15 protein-coding genes are annotated in these 17764 nt (G+C 47.7%); 6 read left to right on the forward strand and 9 right to left on the reverse strand.

Features of this window, described 5'->3' with window-relative positions:
• Window positions 1-4: 4 nt before the first annotated feature.
• A complete protein-coding gene (locus AMJAP_RS17175) occupies window positions 5-2248 on the reverse strand; it encodes an ATP-binding protein (protein WP_019622745.1) in 2244 nt (747 codons plus the stop codon).
• Window positions 2249-2488: 240 nt separating this feature from the next.
• On the opposite strand from AMJAP_RS17175, the gene pyk reads away from it, so the two are divergent.
• Together pyk and gshA are read left to right on the forward strand one after the other, a co-directional pair.
• Window positions 2489-3928, forward strand: a complete 1440-nt coding sequence (gene pyk, locus AMJAP_RS17180) for a pyruvate kinase (protein ID WP_019622744.1) — start codon at window positions 2489-2491, stop codon at window positions 3926-3928.
• 149 nt (window positions 3929-4077) lie between these two features.
• Window positions 4078-5643, forward strand: coding sequence for a glutamate--cysteine ligase (gshA, locus tag AMJAP_RS17185; RefSeq protein WP_019622743.1), 1566 nt, complete (start codon window positions 4078-4080; stop codon window positions 5641-5643).
• 60 nt (window positions 5644-5703) lie between these two features.
• On the opposite strand, the gene AMJAP_RS17190 is transcribed toward gshA, so the two are convergent.
• Window positions 5704-6111, reverse strand: a complete 408-nt coding sequence (locus tag AMJAP_RS17190; protein ID WP_019622742.1) for a flagellar basal body-associated FliL family protein — start codon at window positions 6109-6111, stop codon at window positions 5704-5706.
• 229 nt (window positions 6112-6340) lie between these two features.
• On the opposite strand from AMJAP_RS17190, the gene AMJAP_RS17195 reads away from it, so the two are divergent.
• Together AMJAP_RS17195 and AMJAP_RS17200 are read left to right on the forward strand one after the other, a co-directional pair.
• Window positions 6341-6823, forward strand: coding sequence for an Rsd/AlgQ family anti-sigma factor (locus AMJAP_RS17195; RefSeq protein WP_019622741.1), 483 nt, complete (start codon window positions 6341-6343; stop codon window positions 6821-6823).
• A 46-nt stretch (window positions 6824-6869) separates the two neighbouring features.
• On the forward strand, window positions 6870-7850 hold the full coding sequence (locus AMJAP_RS17200) for a WD40 repeat domain-containing protein (protein WP_019622740.1): 981 nt from the start codon (window positions 6870-6872) through the stop codon (window positions 7848-7850).
• A 278-nt stretch (window positions 7851-8128) separates the two neighbouring features.
• Here AMJAP_RS17200 and AMJAP_RS17205 read toward each other — a convergent pair whose 3' ends face one another.
• Window positions 8129-9148, reverse strand: coding sequence for a sensor domain-containing diguanylate cyclase (locus tag AMJAP_RS17205; RefSeq protein WP_019622739.1), 1020 nt, complete (start codon window positions 9146-9148; stop codon window positions 8129-8131).
• 439 nt (window positions 9149-9587) lie between these two features.
• Here AMJAP_RS17205 and AMJAP_RS17210 point away from each other — a divergent pair, with 439 nt between their 5' ends.
• Complete coding sequence (locus tag AMJAP_RS17210; protein WP_019622738.1) at window positions 9588-9812, forward strand: EF-hand domain-containing protein; 225 nt, start codon at window positions 9588-9590, stop codon at window positions 9810-9812.
• Between the two features lie 126 nt (window positions 9813-9938).
• On the opposite strand, the gene AMJAP_RS17215 is transcribed toward AMJAP_RS17210, so the two are convergent.
• The 6 genes from AMJAP_RS17215 to AMJAP_RS17240 all read right to left on the reverse strand — a co-directional run bounded on the left by AMJAP_RS17215 (window position 9939) and on the right by AMJAP_RS17240 (window position 15789).
• On the reverse strand, window positions 9939-10667 hold the full coding sequence (locus AMJAP_RS17215) for an amino acid ABC transporter ATP-binding protein (RefSeq protein WP_156815251.1): 729 nt from the start codon (window positions 10665-10667) through the stop codon (window positions 9939-9941).
• 48 nt (window positions 10668-10715) lie between these two features.
• Window positions 10716-11816: an amino acid ABC transporter permease gene (locus AMJAP_RS17220; protein WP_019622736.1), complete on the reverse strand. Its 1101-nt coding sequence runs from the start codon at window positions 11814-11816 to the stop codon at window positions 10716-10718.
• A gap of 11 nt (window positions 11817-11827) precedes the next feature.
• Entirely contained in the window at window positions 11828-13054 is a 1227-nt protein-coding gene (locus AMJAP_RS17225) for an amino acid ABC transporter permease (protein ID WP_019622735.1), read from the reverse strand.
• Between the two features lie 107 nt (window positions 13055-13161).
• Window positions 13162-14175, reverse strand: a complete 1014-nt coding sequence (locus AMJAP_RS17230; protein ID WP_019622734.1) for an amino acid ABC transporter substrate-binding protein — start codon at window positions 14173-14175, stop codon at window positions 13162-13164.
• Window positions 14176-14515: 340 nt separating this feature from the next.
• A complete protein-coding gene (locus AMJAP_RS17235; RefSeq protein WP_019622733.1) occupies window positions 14516-15238 on the reverse strand; it encodes an FKBP-type peptidyl-prolyl cis-trans isomerase in 723 nt (240 codons plus the stop codon).
• Between the two features lie 65 nt (window positions 15239-15303).
• Window positions 15304-15789, reverse strand: a complete 486-nt coding sequence (locus tag AMJAP_RS17240; RefSeq protein WP_019622732.1) for a TIGR02444 family protein — start codon at window positions 15787-15789, stop codon at window positions 15304-15306.
• Between the two features lie 20 nt (window positions 15790-15809).
• On the opposite strand from AMJAP_RS17240, the gene AMJAP_RS17245 reads away from it, so the two are divergent.
• On the forward strand, window positions 15810-17720 hold the full coding sequence (locus AMJAP_RS17245; RefSeq protein WP_040404883.1) for an ATP-binding cassette domain-containing protein: 1911 nt from the start codon (window positions 15810-15812) through the stop codon (window positions 17718-17720).
• Window positions 17721-17764: the final 44 nt, after the last annotated feature.

Raw genomic sequence — 17764 nt, forward strand, 5'->3', positions numbered from 1 at the left:
CAAATTATTCTAACCCGATAGACGATGCCGGCGCATCCGTTGTCGGTAAACTGATCGTGAAAATTGCACCACCCAGCGGATGGTTTGCAACACTCAGCTGGCCATTCATAGACTCAATAATACGATGTGAAATGGACAAACCCAGCCCTAGTCCCTGACCCGCTTTTTTAGTGGTATAAAAGGGTTCAAAAACCTTCCCCAATTCTGACTCGGGGATACCCGGCCCATGGTCACGAAACGAGATCAGCAGTCGTGACGGTTGTCGCTCTAACCCAATCTCTATCCATTTTTCTGACTGCCCCTCCATTGCCTGCAATGCATTACTAATTAAATTAACCACGACCTGTTCGAGTCGCAGCGTATCTCCAAGCACAAAAAACTGATCAAGTTTATTCGGCCATTCAATTTTGGCGTTAGCCTTATCCAGGCGGCCATACATGATCGACATCGCGCCGTCTCGCACTGCTTTCAAACTAACTAATGCTGACTGACCGGTGGTTTTTCGGGAGAACTCTTTTAGCGGCGCGATAATCTTGGCCATCCGCTGAGTCAGACCGCTGATCTCACGCAGATTACTGTTAATAGGGTCCGTTTTCCCCATTTCCAAAAAAGACAGGGCATTATCGGTATAACTCCTAATCGCGGTAAGTGGCTGATTCAATTCATGGTTAATCCCCGCAGACATCTGCCCGATAACAGCCAGTTTAGCGGTTTGAATCAGCTCATTTTGCGTATTCTTATGCTCTTCTACTTCCTGCAGAAGACGGGCATTCGCCCGGGTTAGATCCTGGGTGCGCTCCGACACCCGGTATTCAAGCTGATCCCGGGCTTCTCGCAACTGTTCTTCATTCTCTTTACGTTCGGTAACATCATGGATAGTAACGACAAACCGACTGGCACTACTATCGGACATCCTACCGATGATTAATTCAATCGGAAATGCTGAACCATTAGCCCGTACACCGGACGCCTCGACCATCAGCTCAGCAGGCTGGCTCTCCTCGTTCTGATGGGAAATATGCTGCCAACAAACGGCCCGATCCTCCTGGCCGACCAGCTTGCTGAAATACTCCCCCGAGATAAAGTCAGCATGGTAACCAAACAGCTTTTCAGCGGTCGGATTAAATGACTCAATCAAGCCATGAGCATCCAGAGTAATCAATCCTGCGTGAGTATTATCGATTATCGCCCTTACCCTCGCCTCACTTCGCTCTAGCGATAGAGTCTGCTGACGTTTAAACCGGGCCCGTTCATGGGAAATTCTTCGCCGGGCCATCAAAAACAGAACAAGGAAGACCAGAGCACTGTAAATAAAACCCGCCAGTAAAGCGTTATTAATAACCCGACGCTCTACCGACTTAAGATCCGCCAAAATCGAAACATTGAAACCGGCATCAGGCACCGTCCGTACCTGTTGCAGATATTGCCGGGTTTCGACCCCATCCAGAGCCCGGTTATCAATTCTATCCCCTTCTATCAAGGTGACTACTTCGCTGTTCAGAAGACGCTTTCGCTCCAGAATAGGCAGCGATGTTAGTTGATGATCGCCGTAACGTAAGCTGGAAACAATTCTTTGCAAATCCGGCTGAGGGAGTGGCTCCAGTGTCCGAAACTTCCATTCCGAACGGGTGCTGATAAAGATAACGCCATCCTCATCGGTCACCAGAATATCTGTCTGCGGATCATTCCAGTCGGTCTCAATATCATTGAGATCGATCTTAACCACGATGACGCCAAGAATATTCTCCCGGTATTTCACTGGATATGAGAAAAAGTATCCGCGTTTCTTAGAGGTTGTACCCAGCGCAAAATAACGCCCCTCTCTGCCCTCAAGTGCATCCCTGAAATAGGGCCGGAAGGAAAAGTTACGTCCCACGAACGTACTCTCCTGTGACCAGTTACTGGCCGCCAGGGTATTACCTTCGGTATCCATCAGATAGGTATCTGACGCTCCAATGGTCTGATTCACTTGTTCAAGATACAAATTTGCCCTAAACACCCCGTCGCTTTCAGGCAGCAGCAGGAGGTTCACAAGCTCTGAATGGGACGACAGTAATTTTGGCAGATCTTTATAGCGATCAAGCTCCTGTTGAAGACTCAAAACATAACGGTTCAAGTCTGCAGATGCACTTTGCTGAAGATCTTCAACCGCACGGGAGCGACTCATTGAGACCGTTTGGTAGATGACCAGCGCAAAGAGCCCTAGTAGCAACAATACCAGCAGTGGACGTAAACGTGTTTTTATCAAATAGCAGCCCGTAATACAATTACAAAAAGTTAAGATTGCTTTACTATTTCAGCTCATAAATCATTTAATATTCGGCAAAACACTACATTTCCTGTAATATATTTACATAAATATTGGTTAAGCTTATGAATAGAGTATTAAGAGCTATTAAAATGATTGCTCTACCCGTAAGTTGTAATAGAAACGACCAATAAAGTCTAACAGGTAAAGCTGTTTCACCGCCCATCGGATAAACTTATCATGCAAAAACGCACAAAAATTGTTGCTACTCTTGGCCCATCAACAGATAAACCGGGCGTACTCGATCAGCTGATCCGCTCAGGCGTTAACGTGGTACGACTCAACTTTTCCCATGGCAGCGCCGACGATCACCGCCAACGCGCTGCAGAAGTGCGCAAATTATCTCAACAATTAGCGATACCTGTCGCAATACTCGGTGATCTGCAGGGCCCAAAGATCCGCATCGCTCGCTTCAAAGATGATATCAAAATCAAGCTGGCGGTTGGTGATCACTTTGCACTCGACTCCGCACTGGATACCCATGCAGGAGACCAGACTCAGGTCGGCATCGACTATAAAGCACTTCCAGGGGATAGCCGCCCTGGCGATATACTGCTACTGGATGATGGCCGCGTGCAATTTAAAGTCCTCAATGTTCAGGCTACCCGGATTAACTGCGAAGTCATCATTGGCGGCCCTCTGTCCAACAACAAGGGTATTAATCGTCAAGGAGGCGGACTTTCAGCAGCAGCGCTGACCGATAAAGATAAACAAGACATACTGGTCGCCGCCGATATTGATGCTGATTATATCGCGGTCTCCTTCCCTCGCAGCTCTGTCGATCTGATTGAAGCACGACAACTACTCGATCAAGCAGGCAGTAGCGCTGAGATTATTGCCAAGGTAGAGCGGGCAGAGACCGTCAGCTCTAATGAAGCGCTGGACGATATCATTCTGGCCTGCGATGGCGTTATGGTGGCCCGCGGCGACCTCGGCGTTGAGATCGGCGATGCGGAGCTGATCGGCGTGCAGAAACATATGATCAAAAGAGCACGGGAACTGAATCGCACCATTATTACCGCTACTCAGATGATGGAAACCATGATTCAGAATCCGATGCCAACCCGTGCAGAAGTATTCGATGTTGCTAACGCAATTCTTGATGGTACTGATGCCGTCATGCTGTCCGCAGAGACAGCCGCGGGAGACTACCCTGTTGAAGTTGTTCAGGCGATGACTAAGATCTGCCAGGGCGCAGAAAAACACCAGCTATCACGACCAGCACCCACAGGTATCACTCAGCGTTGTGAACATATTGACGAAACTATCGCCCGCTCAGCCATGTATACCGCGAACCATCTTGTGGGGGTAAAAGCGATTATCTGCCTGACTGAATCCGGCTCAACCCCGCGCTGGATGTCACGTATTCGCTCTGGCCTGCCGATATTTGCGCTCACCAGAAATGAGCGCGCAATGCGGCGTATGGCGCTCTACCGTGGGGTAGAGCCCATGTTGTTTGATGGTACAGGTCTGGACGTTAAATCACTCAATAACCAGGTACTTGAGAGCCTGAAAGCAAAAGAGTTACTTTGCAGTGGTGATCTGGTTCTGCTTACCCGGGGCGCGATAATCGGCAGTGGTAATGGCACCAATTCAATGCAGGTACTGCAAGTACCCTGATCCTTCTCAGAGCCGCAGCCGAATAAGCCTCTTGTCCGGCTGCCTCTCCTTTTCTATCGAAAACCCTGATTCCTCATATCTGTAGGTATCACGTTGAGCAAAGGCTACGCTATAATAGCGCTCTTTTTCCCTGGTAAAGGTATCCTGACGTGTCTGAGGCACTAAAACAGAATCTGAAATTACTTACTGAGAACGGCCAGATTCTGGCGCTCGACGGTATCCTTCATGGCATCGAGAAAGAAGGTCTGCGAGTTGATACTCAAGGTTCGATCAGCCAGACTGACCACCCTGCTACACTGGGATCTGCCCTGACTCACAGCCATATCACCACCGACTACTCTGAAGCGCTGCTAGAATTTATTACGCCCGCATTCAAAGAGTCTGGGGACGCCCTCAATTTTCTACAACAGTTGCATAGCTATACCTATCAGCAGCTGGGAGAAGAGGAACTCTGGAGTGCCAGTATGCCCTGCCATATTGCCGGAGAGAGCGCTATCCAGATCGCTCATTTCGGTAGCTCTAATGTTGGCCGACTAAAATATATTTATCGCGTGGGGCTTGAGCATCGTTATGGAAAAATGATGCAGGCAATTGCAGGTATTCACTATAACTTTTCTTTACCGGAAACCCTCTGGCCAGTGCTACGGGAACTTCAAGGCAGTCAGGAAAGCCTTCAGCAGTTTCGCTCGTCCGGCTATTTTAAACTGATTCGGAACTTCCGCCGTTCATCATGGTTGCTGCTCTATCTGTTTGGTGCATCGCCTGCTCTTTCCTCCAGCTTTATGTGCGGCCAAAAACACGATCTGGATGTCTGGGATGAGAAGACGCTCTACCGGCCTTATGCAACATCATTGCGCATGAGTGATCTGGGCTATTCCAATAAGGCTCAGGCAGAGTTGAATATCTGTTTCAATCACCTCGACACCTATATCCACACTCTGACCCAGGCGATTAACACCCCTTACCCTGCGTATGACAAACTGGGTGTTAAGACCGCAGAAGGGTATAAGCAGCTGAATAACTGTGTTCTGCAAATCGAAAATGAATACTACAGCGATATTCGCCCTAAACGGGTAGCCCTGTCCGGAGAAAAGCCGATACACGCTCTACATGAGCGCGGTGTAGAATATATCGAAGTGCGCAATACCGATATCAACCCTCTGCTTCCCCTGGGTATCGATCAGCTGCAGTCAGATTTCCTTGATGCCTTTTTGGTGACCTGCCTGTTATCAGACCCCAGCGAAGTATCAAATAAGGAATGTGAGTTAATCGATCAGAACAACAGTCTGATCGTTAACCGAGGGCGTGAGCCAGGCCTGACACTGACTAAAAATGATCAGCAACTGACGGTACCTGAATGGGGTAACCAGCTATTGACGGACATTCAACAGACCGCTGTTGTTTTGGATGAAATCGCCGGAAATTCCCGCTATTCAGATGCTGTCGCTGCACAACAAGCAAAATTGAACGATCCGAAACTGACGCCTTCCGCACAGATTCTTGAAGCGATGCAGACATCCGGGCTCGACTATGAAGCCTTTATTCTGCAACAGAGCCGAAAGCACCGTAATAACATCATCAATGTAGGGATAAGCTCTGAGCAGCAGGCTTATCTTGACCAATTAACGGTTAGTTCAAAAGAAGAACAGGCTCAGATTGAAATGAGTGATACGCAGAATTTTGATAATTATCTGGCGGACTATCTTTCTCAATGACTCACTCGTAAAGTATGCACTGCTAAAAAAACCCGCTATGCGGGTTTTTTTATAATCAGCTCACTGCAAAACAAAACTGGTAAAGAACAGATCCGCTACAAAAGCTTCGCCTTCTTCAGCCAATAGCACTTGCTGTACCTTTCCCAGGGCCTCCTGAGCCAGTAAGTGCTGAGCATCCACCGTTTTGAGCTGCTCCTCCTCTTTCGAACTCAACAGCATCAAAATCTCATGTCTCACTTCAGGCTTATGATAGTTCACTGCATGATGGGCTGCTGAGCTAGTCACCTGAATCGTAATTTCACATTTCAAAAATCGCAGTTTCCCCGGACTAACAAAATTTGAGACGAAGGGCTTCAACTCAATATAGTTTACATAATCATCTTCCGCGCCCTCGACAGGCTCATCTGCAGCCCAGGCAGGCTGTATCAGCGCTCCCAGAAACACCATCAGCAATAAACGTTTTAACATTATTCAACTTCCTAACCGGGTTATAAAGATGCGTTCGATCTCAAAACAACGAATTAATCATAGAGTTAGCTCTATTTGTACCATCTTTGAACAAAAATATCAGCGCCCACCCCCTAAGTTTGAGTAACCTCAACGGAAACGACTTCAGCTATTGCCTAGTTCACAGCGATAGGATTAGTATTGAGAGCAAGCAGTCTCGAGTACTGTTTTTATAATAAGGAGGCCCGCTATGCTAGAAAAATGCCGAAACGCCCAGGAACGCTGGGGAGGTGTCAGCGATATAATAGATAGCTGGCTCGAAGAACGTCAGAGACTCATCAGCACCTTTGTCGCGCTACCACAACAGAACGCCGATGAAGCCCTGAAAGAACACATTCAGGAGTTCTCTCAGCTGATGATGGACTATATATCGTCCGGTCACTTTGAAGTCTATGAACAACTGCTGAAAGAGGGCAGTGAGTTCAATGACGGTAGTCTGGAAACTGCGCAGGAACTATTTCCCCGCATTCAAACCAGCACCGATGCCGCACTGGACTTCAATGATCTGTATTCAAGCTTTGAAGGACAAACGTTGCAAGAGATGCACGAACTTACCTGTCAGCTGTCCTCATTAGGCGAATCACTGGAGGAACGCTTTGCCCTCGAGGACAAGATGATCGAGGTTCTGCATACAGCTCATCGTGAGCAAGTGTTCGCTGAAACTCAGGCATAATCCAACACTGTTGCTAAACCGCCTATATTGATTGCAGGGAAACGTTATGAATAACAGGCTGGGCGCTTTTGGTTGCGCACTGGTAGCCACCGCAGTACTTACTGGCTGTAGTGGAGGTGATAAACCCACAAAGCATGTCGAGTATGCCTTGCAAGGTGCATATTCAGCCTCGATTTCCCCCTCGGCTCGCTACGCCGCTATCGGCTCTTTCAATCATGGTGGCAGTCTTTGGAGTCTGGCCGATCATGAACGGTTGTATAACTGGAACCATCGGGCGGGAGATTATAGTCTTATCGCCGCCAGTGCATTCTCTCCTGACGAACTATACGCAGCAACCGCCAACCAACAAGACTTAGTACTGTGGAACCTAAGTAACGGTCAGCCGGAGGGGTTCTGGAGTTCCCCGGCAGAAATTCTGGCGATGGATCTTTCCCCTAACGGCAATTATGCCCTACTGGGGCTGGCCGACCACACGGCGGTCTATTTTGACGTCAAACGTGGCGGTGTTATGCAAACCTTTCGCCACAATGCACGGGTAAAGTCCGTCGATCTGAGCGAAGATGCTTTACTGGCATTAACCGGCGATGATGAGTACAACGCGCAGCTCTGGGATGTGCAGAGCAACAAAGTTATCCACAGCCTGAAACTCGGCAACATCGTTGACACCGTTGCTCTCTCCCCCAGTAAGCAACTTGCGTTTAGCTCTGGTAGCCTCGATCGCGCGCTGATCTGGAGCACCCAGGACGGTGAAGTACTACATACCCTATCAGACAACCGGGATCTGTTCGGCAGACGTCTGAGCTTCCTCTCAGCACGATTCTCAGCAGACAGCAGCCGACTCCTCACCGGCACCGCCTCAGGCTCCGTCCAGCTATGGGATACCGGCAGCGGCACCATGTTACGCAGCTGGGAGGTCCATAAACGCGACCCGTACGGGCCTACCAGTACCGGGGTGTATTCGGTTGGTTTTGGCAACGGGGTATATTACGCGATCGGGTCTAACGGAATTATTAATGAGCTTAAGTAGCCCGTTCAGATGCTTTAGTTATTAACAGGCCCTATATCATATGATAATTCGCTTGCTAGAAAAGCGACAATATAGGGTTTATTGATAGTGGCTGTAGTATTTCCGCTTTCAGCCTAGAAACGATACGCACATCGCTAAAACTCTTCTGTATTCCTCAAAAAGCCAAAATCTGGCAACATCTCTGCCTCTGAGAGGGTTGAGCCAAAGTAACAATTCTGAACAAAAGCACTGCATATCAATTCAAGCTTTATATACACTTGTACACCCTGCTTACAGAACTAAGCAGTGAATATCTGGCAACAGTTCTTACCTTTTTTCTTAGCGATATAAAGTGCTATATCTGCTTGTTTGAATAGATCAGTTTTATTCAGTGCTTCAGTTTTCAACGATGCGACTCCAATACTGACAGTGATTGCGCTAGCAGCATCTAAGACATCATGCTTGACGTCTAATAACCTGACATTCTTTCTTATTCTTTCTGCAACGGTTAATGCAGCGCTGCCCTCTGTCGAGGGTAATAATACGACAAATTCCTCACCACCAAATCGCGCAGCAAAATCGGTTTCTCTCAGCAGAGAGGACTTTATCGTTTGCGCGATACGCGTTAGTACAACGTCACCAAAATCATGCCCATACTTATCATTGTATTCTTTGAAGCAGTCTACATCGATTATCAAAAAAGAAAGGGACTCACTATTTCGTTTGGCAGTTGCCACATTCTCTGTCAGGCGCCTTTCATAGGCATGTCGGTTTGCTATGGTCGTTAAGCTATCTGTTTCACTGATGATCAACAACTCTTCAACTGCTTTTTCTAACTCAAGGGTTCGACTTTTAACCCGAGCCTCAAGCTCGTGATTCAGTTCTTGTATTTCAATATTTACTTGCTTTTGCTCAGTAATATCGACCGATACAACCATGAAATAATCGATCTGATCGTTATAGTCATTATGGTCATTGATCGGAACGATGGTCGAATGAAACCACAGAACATTCCCGTCAATATCTACCACCGAGCCTTCATGAATCACTATTTCAGTAGTATCCCGTGCCTTTATCAGACTTTTGGTCATTTCATCACGAAATAGTTGAGGATAGAACTCTAGTGGATATGGTTTCCCGTAATACTCGGTAATGTCATCAATACGAAGACCCGTGATACCAGCAGAGCTCATATATTGTAGATGAAATTCTAAATCCACTATTTTTGTGCATACTGGGGAGTGCTCAATCCATGCTGTGCTTTGCTTTTCAGAGAACCACAATAGATCTTGTCTCTTTTTAAAATCAATAACTGACATAAGCTCCCTTTTCTTAGTAACGCCTTCACTCTTGTGCAGAAGACATCATACTCAGACTAACATCTCTGTCTGTAATCCAATATATTAACCCCCTTATAACGCCCCCCAAGACCTATTACCACAGATCTGAATGAGATCTGTCTAAGCACGTTTCACTAGAAGACTAATACCCATTAGAACCACAGAATAAAGCAATCCATCTCCGCCTTTATTTTGTATAAGTCTCTCAGCGAAGACAACTAAAACAGATTAAAATCAATAAGTTACAGTTATCTGCAAATATCTCGATACTCTATAGAGACAGTTTTCTTCTAAACAAACAAAAATTATAGCCCTAACATATTGATATATATACATTAATCAACATTGGCATAAAGACTGCTTTACAGAAGTTATCAATAACAAAACCTTTGCTAATTTAAATCAAGGAGCTTCAACTATGAACATCAAAACCCTATGCGCCATCGCCCTGACAACTGTATCTGCCACTACTTTTGCCGGTGAGATGCCAGACTTTCAAACCGTCGATATTAACGCTGATGGCGCGATCAGTCTGGAAGAAGCGAAAAGCGTTGAAGGTCTTGAAGCCGCTTTTGTAACAGCGGATATTGATAAAGACGGACAGCTGAACGAAGCGGAATACGAAGAAGTTTCTCGCGGCTAATTTGTTTCTGCGCGTCGGCTTTTCTAATACGATGCGTTTTAGCCATTAAAAAACCGCCCTAAGGGGCGGTTTTTTTCATCCTTTTTATCGCCGTACAAGTCATTCAACAGCGTCTTATCGCTCTTGTTAGTGTTGAAGAATCTGACTCAGAAACAGCTGAGTCCGCTCATGCTGCGGATTGTTAAAGAATTCATGGGGTTCATTCTCTTCAACAATCTGCCCACCATCCATAAAGATAACCCGGTCAGCCACGGTCTTCGCAAAACCCATCTCGTGGGTTACGCAAAGCATTGTCATCCCTTCGTTTGCCAACTCAATCATGACATCCAGCACCTCTTTGATCATCTCGGGGTCGAGAGCGGAGGTCGGTTCATCAAATAGCATCACATCGGGATTCATACAGAGTGAACGGGCTATCGCTACCCGCTGCTGCTGCCCCCCGGATAACTGCCCCGGATACTTCAGTGCCTGATCGGGAATTTTTACCCGTTCAAGCAGCTCCATCGCCCGCGCTTCGGCTTCCTTACGGGGCATTTTTTTCACCCAAATAGGCGCCAGCACACAGTTTTCCAATACAGTCAGGTGCGGAAACAGGTTAAAGTGCTGAAACACCATACCCACTTCCTTACGGATCGCTTCGATATTTTTAATATCTTCATTCAGCGGGATATCACTGACAATAATATCCCCTTTCTGGTGCTCTTCCAGATGATTAATACAGCGAATCATGGTTGATTTACCGGAGCCCGATGGACCACAGATAACAATCTTTTCGCCCTGCTTAACTTCCAGGTTAATGTTCTTCAGAACATGAAACTCGCCGTACCACTTATTCAGGTCGCGCAGTTCCACCATCAATTTATCAGTCGCTTGTGAATGACTCATCTCTAAATCTCTCTGTTATCAGGCTCGGTTGCCGTGGCCAGTGTGTAATTTTCTCTCCAGTTGTTGCGAGTAGCGCGACATACTGAAACAAAACACCCAGAACATCAGGGCAACAAACAGGTAACTCTCTGTGGAATAGCCGATCCATTTCGGATCCTGATTCGCTGCCTGGCCGATCGCCAGCAGATCAAACAGGCCGATAATTAACACCAGACTGGTATCCTTAAACAGGGCAATAAACGTATTAACAATTCCCGGAATCATCAGTTTCAACGCCTGCGGCATGATTATCAGAATCATCTTCTGCCAGTAACCCAGCCCTAATGCATCAGCCGCCTCATATTGTCCCTTAGGGATCGCCTGAAGGCCTCCCCGGATAACCTCCGCCATATAGGCTGACTGGAATAGCGTGATACCGATCAGTGCCCGCAACAGCTTGTCAAAGCTCATCCCTTCAGGAAAGAACAGCGGCAACATAACCGACGCCATGAAGAGCACCGTGATCAGCGGTACACCCCGCCAGATTTCAATAAAAATGACACAGACTGAACGTACAATAGGCATCTCAGACTGACGCCCCAGCGCCAGTACAATGCCCAGAGGCAGCGATGCCACTATCCCCACGACCGCCAATACCAGCGTCAGACTCAGTCCACCCCATAAATGGGTTTCAACCTGTATAAGCCCGAAAGAGTTGCCATACAGAAGGAAAAAAGCGGCCACCGGGTAGATGACTAACAGCCACACCGCAACCAGTCCCTTTTTAGGCGTCTGAGGCATAACCAGCCAGACAATCGAACCGATCAGCAGGAAAAAAGCCAGCTGCAGACGCCAAAGTTCCGCTTCAGGGTAAAACCCATAGAGGAACTGATCTAACCGGCTAATAATAAACACCCAGCATGCACCGCCACTGGTACAGTCATCACGACTATCACCTATCCAGTCAGAATCGATAAAGATCCACTGAATCACCGGCACCATAAAGCTGATCAGAAAGAATCCAATTACAATAGTTGCAACTGAATTAACTGGTCCGTTAAACAGATTTTTACGCAGCCAGCCAACAACACCTATCAGGTTAGACGGTGGGGGCATCGCGGGTTGTAATTCATATTTCATAATATCCCCTCCTAGCGTTCCGTTAGCTGAATTCTGGCGTTATACCAGTTCATAAAGAAAGACGTAAGCAGGCTCAGTGTCAGATAGACCGCCATCGTCATCGCAATAACTTCTATCGCCTGACCGGTCTGGTTCAGCGTGGTTCCAGCGAAGACGTTAACCAGATCCGGATAACCAATCGCAGTCGCTAACGAAGAGTTCTTCGTCAGGTTAAGGTATTGACTGGTTAAAGGAGGGATCACAACCCGCATCGCCTGCGGAATAACAATCAACCGCAATGTTTTCCCTTTTGAAAGACCCAATGCCGACGCGGCCTCGGTCTGACCATGGGACACGGCGAGAATGCCCGCCCGCACAGTCTCGGCAATAAAGGCTGCAGTATAGATACTCAGTGCCAGCCAAAGAGCGATCAACTCCGGAATAACCGTGATGCCGCCCCTAAAGTTAAAGCCTTTCAACTCTGGGTGTTCCAATCCCATCGGCATACCACTCAACAGGAAAAGAATCAGCGGCACGCCGACAATCAAACCAATGCTGGTTAGAAATACCGGAAACTGCTGTCCGGTGCGCTCCTGGCGCTTAGCTGACCAACGGGAAATGAGCCAGCTTCCGACCAGGGCCGCAACAAAACCAAATGCCACCAGACCAAATCCATCTTCGGCCACAGGTGCAGGGAAGATAAAGCCCCGGTTGTTAATAAAAGAACCAAAAAACTCAATACTCTGCCGTGGGTGTGGCAGCGTTCGCAGTACAGCGAAGTACCAGAAAAAAATCTGTAGTAGCAAAGGAATATTGCGGAAAATTTCAATATAAAAGGTTGCAAACTTTGAGATTAACCAGTTATCCGACAATCGCGCCACGCCCAGAATAAAGCCCAGAATGGTCGCGGCAAAAACCCCCATTGCTGCAATCAAAATCGTATTTAACAGACCGACTAAAAAAGTCATCCCGTAACTGGATGCTTCCGTATAGTCGATAAGGCTCATAGCGATACCGAAGCCTGCTTCACTGGTCAGGAAGTCAAAACCGGTGGTTATACCCCGTTGTTCGAGGTTTGTCAGGGTATTATCAATGATGGTATAAAACACGAATCCCAGCGCTGACAAAAGCAGCACCTGGAACAGTAACGACCGCTTCTTGGGGTCGTTCCAGAATTTTGGCTTGTCCATTGGTGGCGCTTTTGGTTGTGCTGAACCACCATCAGGCTTGTGACTTGAATTCGAAATGTCTGAGGACATTGTTAACTCCAGAAATCAGTACACAGATCCTTCTGCCGCTGCATGAAAGAAAAGAGCTGCAGAAACAAAAACGGCCGGCCTTTCGGGCCAGCCGTTCATTAGCGCTCTTAGCGCATTGGTGGAGCGTACTGCAAACCGCCCTGGTTCCATAATGCATTCAGACCACGGTCCAGCCCCAGTGGAGATCCCTTACCTACGTTGCGCTCATAAGCTTCACCGTAGTTACCCACCTGCTTAACGATCTGGTATGCCCAGTCATCAGCCAGATCCATACCTTTACCTTTAGGCCCATCCAGACCAATCAGGCGTTTAACGTTCGGATTAGTGCTTTCAGCTTTCATCTTATCGACGTTAGCAGAGGTTATCCCCAATTCCTCAGCATTCAGCATCGCATTGTGCGACCACTTCACGATGTTAAACCAGGTATCATCACCCTGACGTACAACAGGGCCTAGCGGCTCTTTCGATATAACTTCTGGCAGTGCGCCTACCGCTGAAGGATCCTGCATTCGGGTACGCAGGCCTGCTGCCTGTGAAAGGTCAGTAGTAAAGGAGTCACAACGACCACTGTCAAACGCTTGAGCAGCCTGATCATTAGTATCAAATACTACCGGAGTATAACTAATACCCTCAGCACGGAAATAGTCAGCCATGTTCAACTCAGTTGTCGTACCTGACTGTACACATACGGTCGCACCATCCAATTCTTTAACACTTTTCAGGCCCAGCTCATTTTTCACCAGGAAACCCTGACCGTCATAATAGTTCACACCCGCAAAGTTAATACCCAGTTGAGTATCACGGGTCTGAGTCCAGGTGGTCACTCGGGACAGAACATCAATCTCACCAGATACCAGTGCGGTGAAACGCTCTTTAGCGTTCAAAGGAACAAACTTAACTTTAGATGCATCGCCCAGCACGGCAGCAGCGACAGCCCGGCACAAATCAACGTCCAGCCCTTTCCAGTTACCTTTATCATCAGGTACCGAAAAACCCGGCACACCACTAGTTACACCACACTGAACTGCGCCACGCTCCTTCACAGTTTCTAAAGTACCAGCCATTGCAGTACCTGTCATAGCAACCATCAAGGTGGCAGCAGAAATCAGGGTTTTCTTCATTGGATGCTTCCTCACTTTGTAACGTATTAAAGAATATTCAAAACAGGGCTGTATTCATCAGCATTGCTATAAGCTTTTGCTCTGCAAAGAGCGTTCCACTTCTTTATTCTTTTAATGCATAGAGTTAACTTTCAGTCATTCAGTTTAGCAACTGTTTTGATTCTGTACAGAAAGTCGCTGAACATCAGATATGTAACGCTTTAATAATGTTGAAATATTTTTATAAATGAACTGTCAAAATCGCCCGAAATTAATGACGTTTTCGGTCAGGCACTTTTCGACGCACCAAAAAAAACCACCCAAAAGGGTGGCTTCGATGTTTTTGATCAACAACAGCGCGTTACTGCGCTGGATTAATCTCTAGCAACTCAACTTCAAATACCAGGGTTTCGTTAGGCCCGATAGCCTCACCCATACCGCCAGGCCCATAAGCTAACTCAGCAGGAAGTACTAAACGCGCCTTACCACCCACTTTCATCAGCTGCAGCCCTTCTGTCCAGCCAGGAATAACGCCATTTAACGGAAAGGAAACCGGCTCGCCACGACTATAAGAGCTATCAAAATCAGTACCATTGATCAGCGATCCCCGATAATGTACTTTTACGGTATCTTCTGCCGCCGGACTGGCACCTTCACCGGCAGTCATCACTTCATACTGAAGCCCGGATTCAGTGGTCACAACACCCTCTTTTTTTCCATTCTCGGCCATAAACGCCTGACCTTTAGTCAGGTTCTCTTCAGCCATCTTGGTTAGAGCGGCTTGCTGTTCTTCAACCTTTTTCTTTTGAAAAGCCATCATTGTTGCTTCAACTTCTTCCGGCTTCAGCAGTGGTTCCGCACCCGAATATACCGTTTCAACAGCACGACGCAGTGCGTCTACATCCAGCTCTTCCACATCGGCCTTAAGGCGCTCGCCCAGCATGAGACCCAAGCTATAGCCCAGCTTTTGCTGATCAGTCTCGAGGGTGTAGGGCTTCTCAACCGGAGCTGCCGGTTCTTTTTCAGCTCCACAGCCAACCAATACAATACTTGCAACGGCCACGGCCACCAGCGTCTTTTTCATTGTCATTCCTTTAATCCAAGAGTCAGTTATCAGCGTTTAGTAATCCATTAAACTGAAAAGTTCCGTTAAATACTACCGTTCGACGAGGCTTTATCGCTTAAATGACCTAATAAAGTCTGTAGCTCTCCGCTCACCTCTGGCTCAACTTCCGCTATAGAACAAAGGTTTCGATAGCCTAAGCCTGCCAGTTGTACTGCGCTGGGGCAGTATCTCTTTAGCGCAAATAGTAACCCAATTTCAACTTTCTCTGCTGATAGTTCGGCTATTTTCAGTTGCTGATAACAGCGATCTTCATCCATTGACTGCTTTGACTTCCGTAGCTGATAACGCAACATCCGTAAGGGTTCCAGCAGCTCTAAACGCCACTTTTTAGCTTCTGTATCGTCCAGCCCTGCAGGTAAAGTCCTCCTCTGTTCAGCCAACCAAAGAGCAAACAGTAGACGGTTTACACTCAATTGATGGACATTTTGCAACGTCAGGCAAAGTTCGGCTGTTTCCCGGTCCGAATAAACCTTTACGGCATAACTCCAAAGCTCATTATCTTCAATCATCTATGCTAAAATCCGCCGCCATGATTCAGTTAAACCAGCTTAGCTTACAACGTGGACACATGCGCCTGCTAGACAGAGCGCAATTAACGATCCACGCCAACCAGAAAGTCGGCATTGTCGGCGCCAATGGCGTTGGCAAATCTTCTTTGTTTAAACTCATCTTAGGACAACTGCAGCCCGATGAAGGCGATTTGCAGCTACCTGGCAATCTGACCATTGCCCATATGGCTCAAGAGGTCGGTGACAGCAATCAACGCGCCATAGATTATGTCCTCGATGGTGATCAGCGACTACGCAGCATTCAGCAAGCCCTGGAAAACGCGGAACAGTCCGGAAATCATCACCGTATTGGCGAGCTACATGCCCAGCTGGATGCGGTGAATGGTTACAGCGCCGAAGCCCGTGCTCATCAGTTACTCAATGGACTGAGTTTCACTACGCCCGATGCAGAGCGACCGGTCAATACTTTTTCGGGCGGTTGGCGTATTCGCCTTAATCTGGCCCAGGCGCTCATGAGCCACTCTGACATTCTGTTGTTGGATGAACCCACCAACCACCTGGATCTGGATGCAACCATCTGGCTGGAACAGTGGTTGCGCAACTATCAGGGCACCCTGCTGCTGATTTCCCACGACAGGGATTTCCTGGATGCGGTGAGCACACATATCGTGCATATGTTTCAGCAGAAAACAGAGCTCTATAAAGGTGGCTACAGCGATTTTGAAAAGCGCAGAGCCGAGCGACTGGCTCAACAACAGTCACAGTTTGAAAAGCAACAGGTCAGAATTGCTGAGATCGAGAATTTTGTTAGACGATTTAAAGCTAAAGCGACCAAGGCAAAGCAGGCCCAAAGCCGGGTTAAAGAACTTGAGCGGATGGAACTGATCGCACCAGCCCATATCGACAGTCCGTTCAGCTTCTCGTTTCAATCATCGGATAAGATATCCTTCCCCTTGTTGAGCCTGGATGATTGCGCATTGGGCTATGAACAGCCGATACTCAGCAACGTAAAACTGACACTTTCTCCTGGCGACCGGATCGGCCTTCTGGGGCCTAACGGCGCGGGCAAATCGACCCTGATAAAGTCTTTGACCCAGGATCTACCGCTGGTTAACGGACTATATAAAGCGGGTGAGCATCTGAAGATAGGTTACTTTGCTCAGCATCAACTAGAAGCATTGGATCTTGAGGCATCTCCCGCTTTGCATATCCAACGCATCTCCCCTAAAGCCAGCGATCAAGAGATCAGAAATTACCTGGGTAGCTTTGACTTCAATGGCGACCGGGCACTGGAGCCAGTCAAACTGTTCTCCGGCGGTGAAAAAGCTCGGGTTGCATTAGCGCTTATCGCCTGGCAGCGCCCGAATTTACTGCTACTGGATGAGCCAACTAACCACCTGGATCTCGAAGTCAGGCATGCACTGACACTGGCGTTACAAAGTTTTGAAGGCGCGCTTATTTTAGTGTCCCACGACCGTCACCTACTGCGTAATACCGTTGACCAGTTTATGTTGGTAGCCCATGGCAGCGTTGCACCTTTTGACGGTGATATGGATGACTACCAGCAATGGCTGGCCAGTCAGCGGCGGGGACAAAATCAGGCCACCGAGGCTCCGCGAGAAAACCGCTCATTGAGTGCTGCAGACAAAAAAGAACAAAAACGCCTTGAAGCTGAGCGCCGCAAAGCCCTTCGTCCACTGAAAAACTCAGTAGATAAACTGGAAGCGGCGCTGGATAAGACCACCACACAGTTACAACAGCTGGAAAGCCAGTTGGCAGATAATAGTCTTTACGAAGATGCGAATAAGGAAAAACTCAAACTACTGCTGCAGCAGCAAGGCGAACTGCAGCAAAAGTCTGACGAAATAGAAACGGACTGGTTAGAGAAACTAGAAGAGTTAGAGCTACTGGAAAATGAAACAACGATCTGACCAATCGTTGTTTTATTCTATCGACGAGCGCCTCTGTGAGAAGC

Origin of the sequence: Amphritea japonica ATCC BAA-1530 (assembly GCF_016592435.1) — a bacterium.
Classification (GTDB): domain Bacteria; phylum Pseudomonadota; class Gammaproteobacteria; order Pseudomonadales; family Balneatricaceae; genus Amphritea; species Amphritea japonica.

Excerpts from the sequence above, each read along its gene's own strand:
- pyk (WP_019622744.1), top strand. The coding sequence starts at position 2,489 with ATGCAAAAACGCACAAAAATTGTTGCTACTCTTGGCCCATCAACAGAT.
- AMJAP_RS17225 (WP_019622735.1), bottom strand. The coding sequence starts at position 13,054 with ATGTCCTCAGACATTTCGAATTCAAGTCACAAGCCTGATGGTGGTTCA.
- AMJAP_RS17240 (WP_019622732.1), bottom strand. The coding sequence starts at position 15,789 with ATGATTGAAGATAATGAGCTTTGGAGTTATGCCGTAAAGGTTTATTCG.
- AMJAP_RS17210 (WP_019622738.1), top strand. The coding sequence starts at position 9,588 with ATGAACATCAAAACCCTATGCGCCATCGCCCTGACAACTGTATCTGCC.
- AMJAP_RS17215 (WP_156815251.1), bottom strand. The coding sequence starts at position 10,667 with ATGGTGGAACTGCGCGACCTGAATAAGTGGTACGGCGAGTTTCATGTT.
- AMJAP_RS17200 (WP_019622740.1), top strand. The coding sequence starts at position 6,870 with ATGAATAACAGGCTGGGCGCTTTTGGTTGCGCACTGGTAGCCACCGCA.
- AMJAP_RS17220 (WP_019622736.1), bottom strand. The coding sequence starts at position 11,816 with ATGAAATATGAATTACAACCCGCGATGCCCCCACCGTCTAACCTGATA.
- AMJAP_RS17245 (WP_040404883.1), top strand. The coding sequence starts at position 15,810 with ATGATTCAGTTAAACCAGCTTAGCTTACAACGTGGACACATGCGCCTG.
- AMJAP_RS17190 (WP_019622742.1), bottom strand. The coding sequence starts at position 6,111 with ATGTTAAAACGTTTATTGCTGATGGTGTTTCTGGGAGCGCTGATACAG.
- AMJAP_RS17195 (WP_019622741.1), top strand. The coding sequence starts at position 6,341 with ATGCTAGAAAAATGCCGAAACGCCCAGGAACGCTGGGGAGGTGTCAGC.
- AMJAP_RS17205 (WP_019622739.1), bottom strand. The coding sequence starts at position 9,148 with ATGTCAGTTATTGATTTTAAAAAGAGACAAGATCTATTGTGGTTCTCT.
- AMJAP_RS17235 (WP_019622733.1), bottom strand. The coding sequence starts at position 15,238 with ATGAAAAAGACGCTGGTGGCCGTGGCCGTTGCAAGTATTGTATTGGTT.
- AMJAP_RS17230 (WP_019622734.1), bottom strand. The coding sequence starts at position 14,175 with ATGAAGAAAACCCTGATTTCTGCTGCCACCTTGATGGTTGCTATGACA.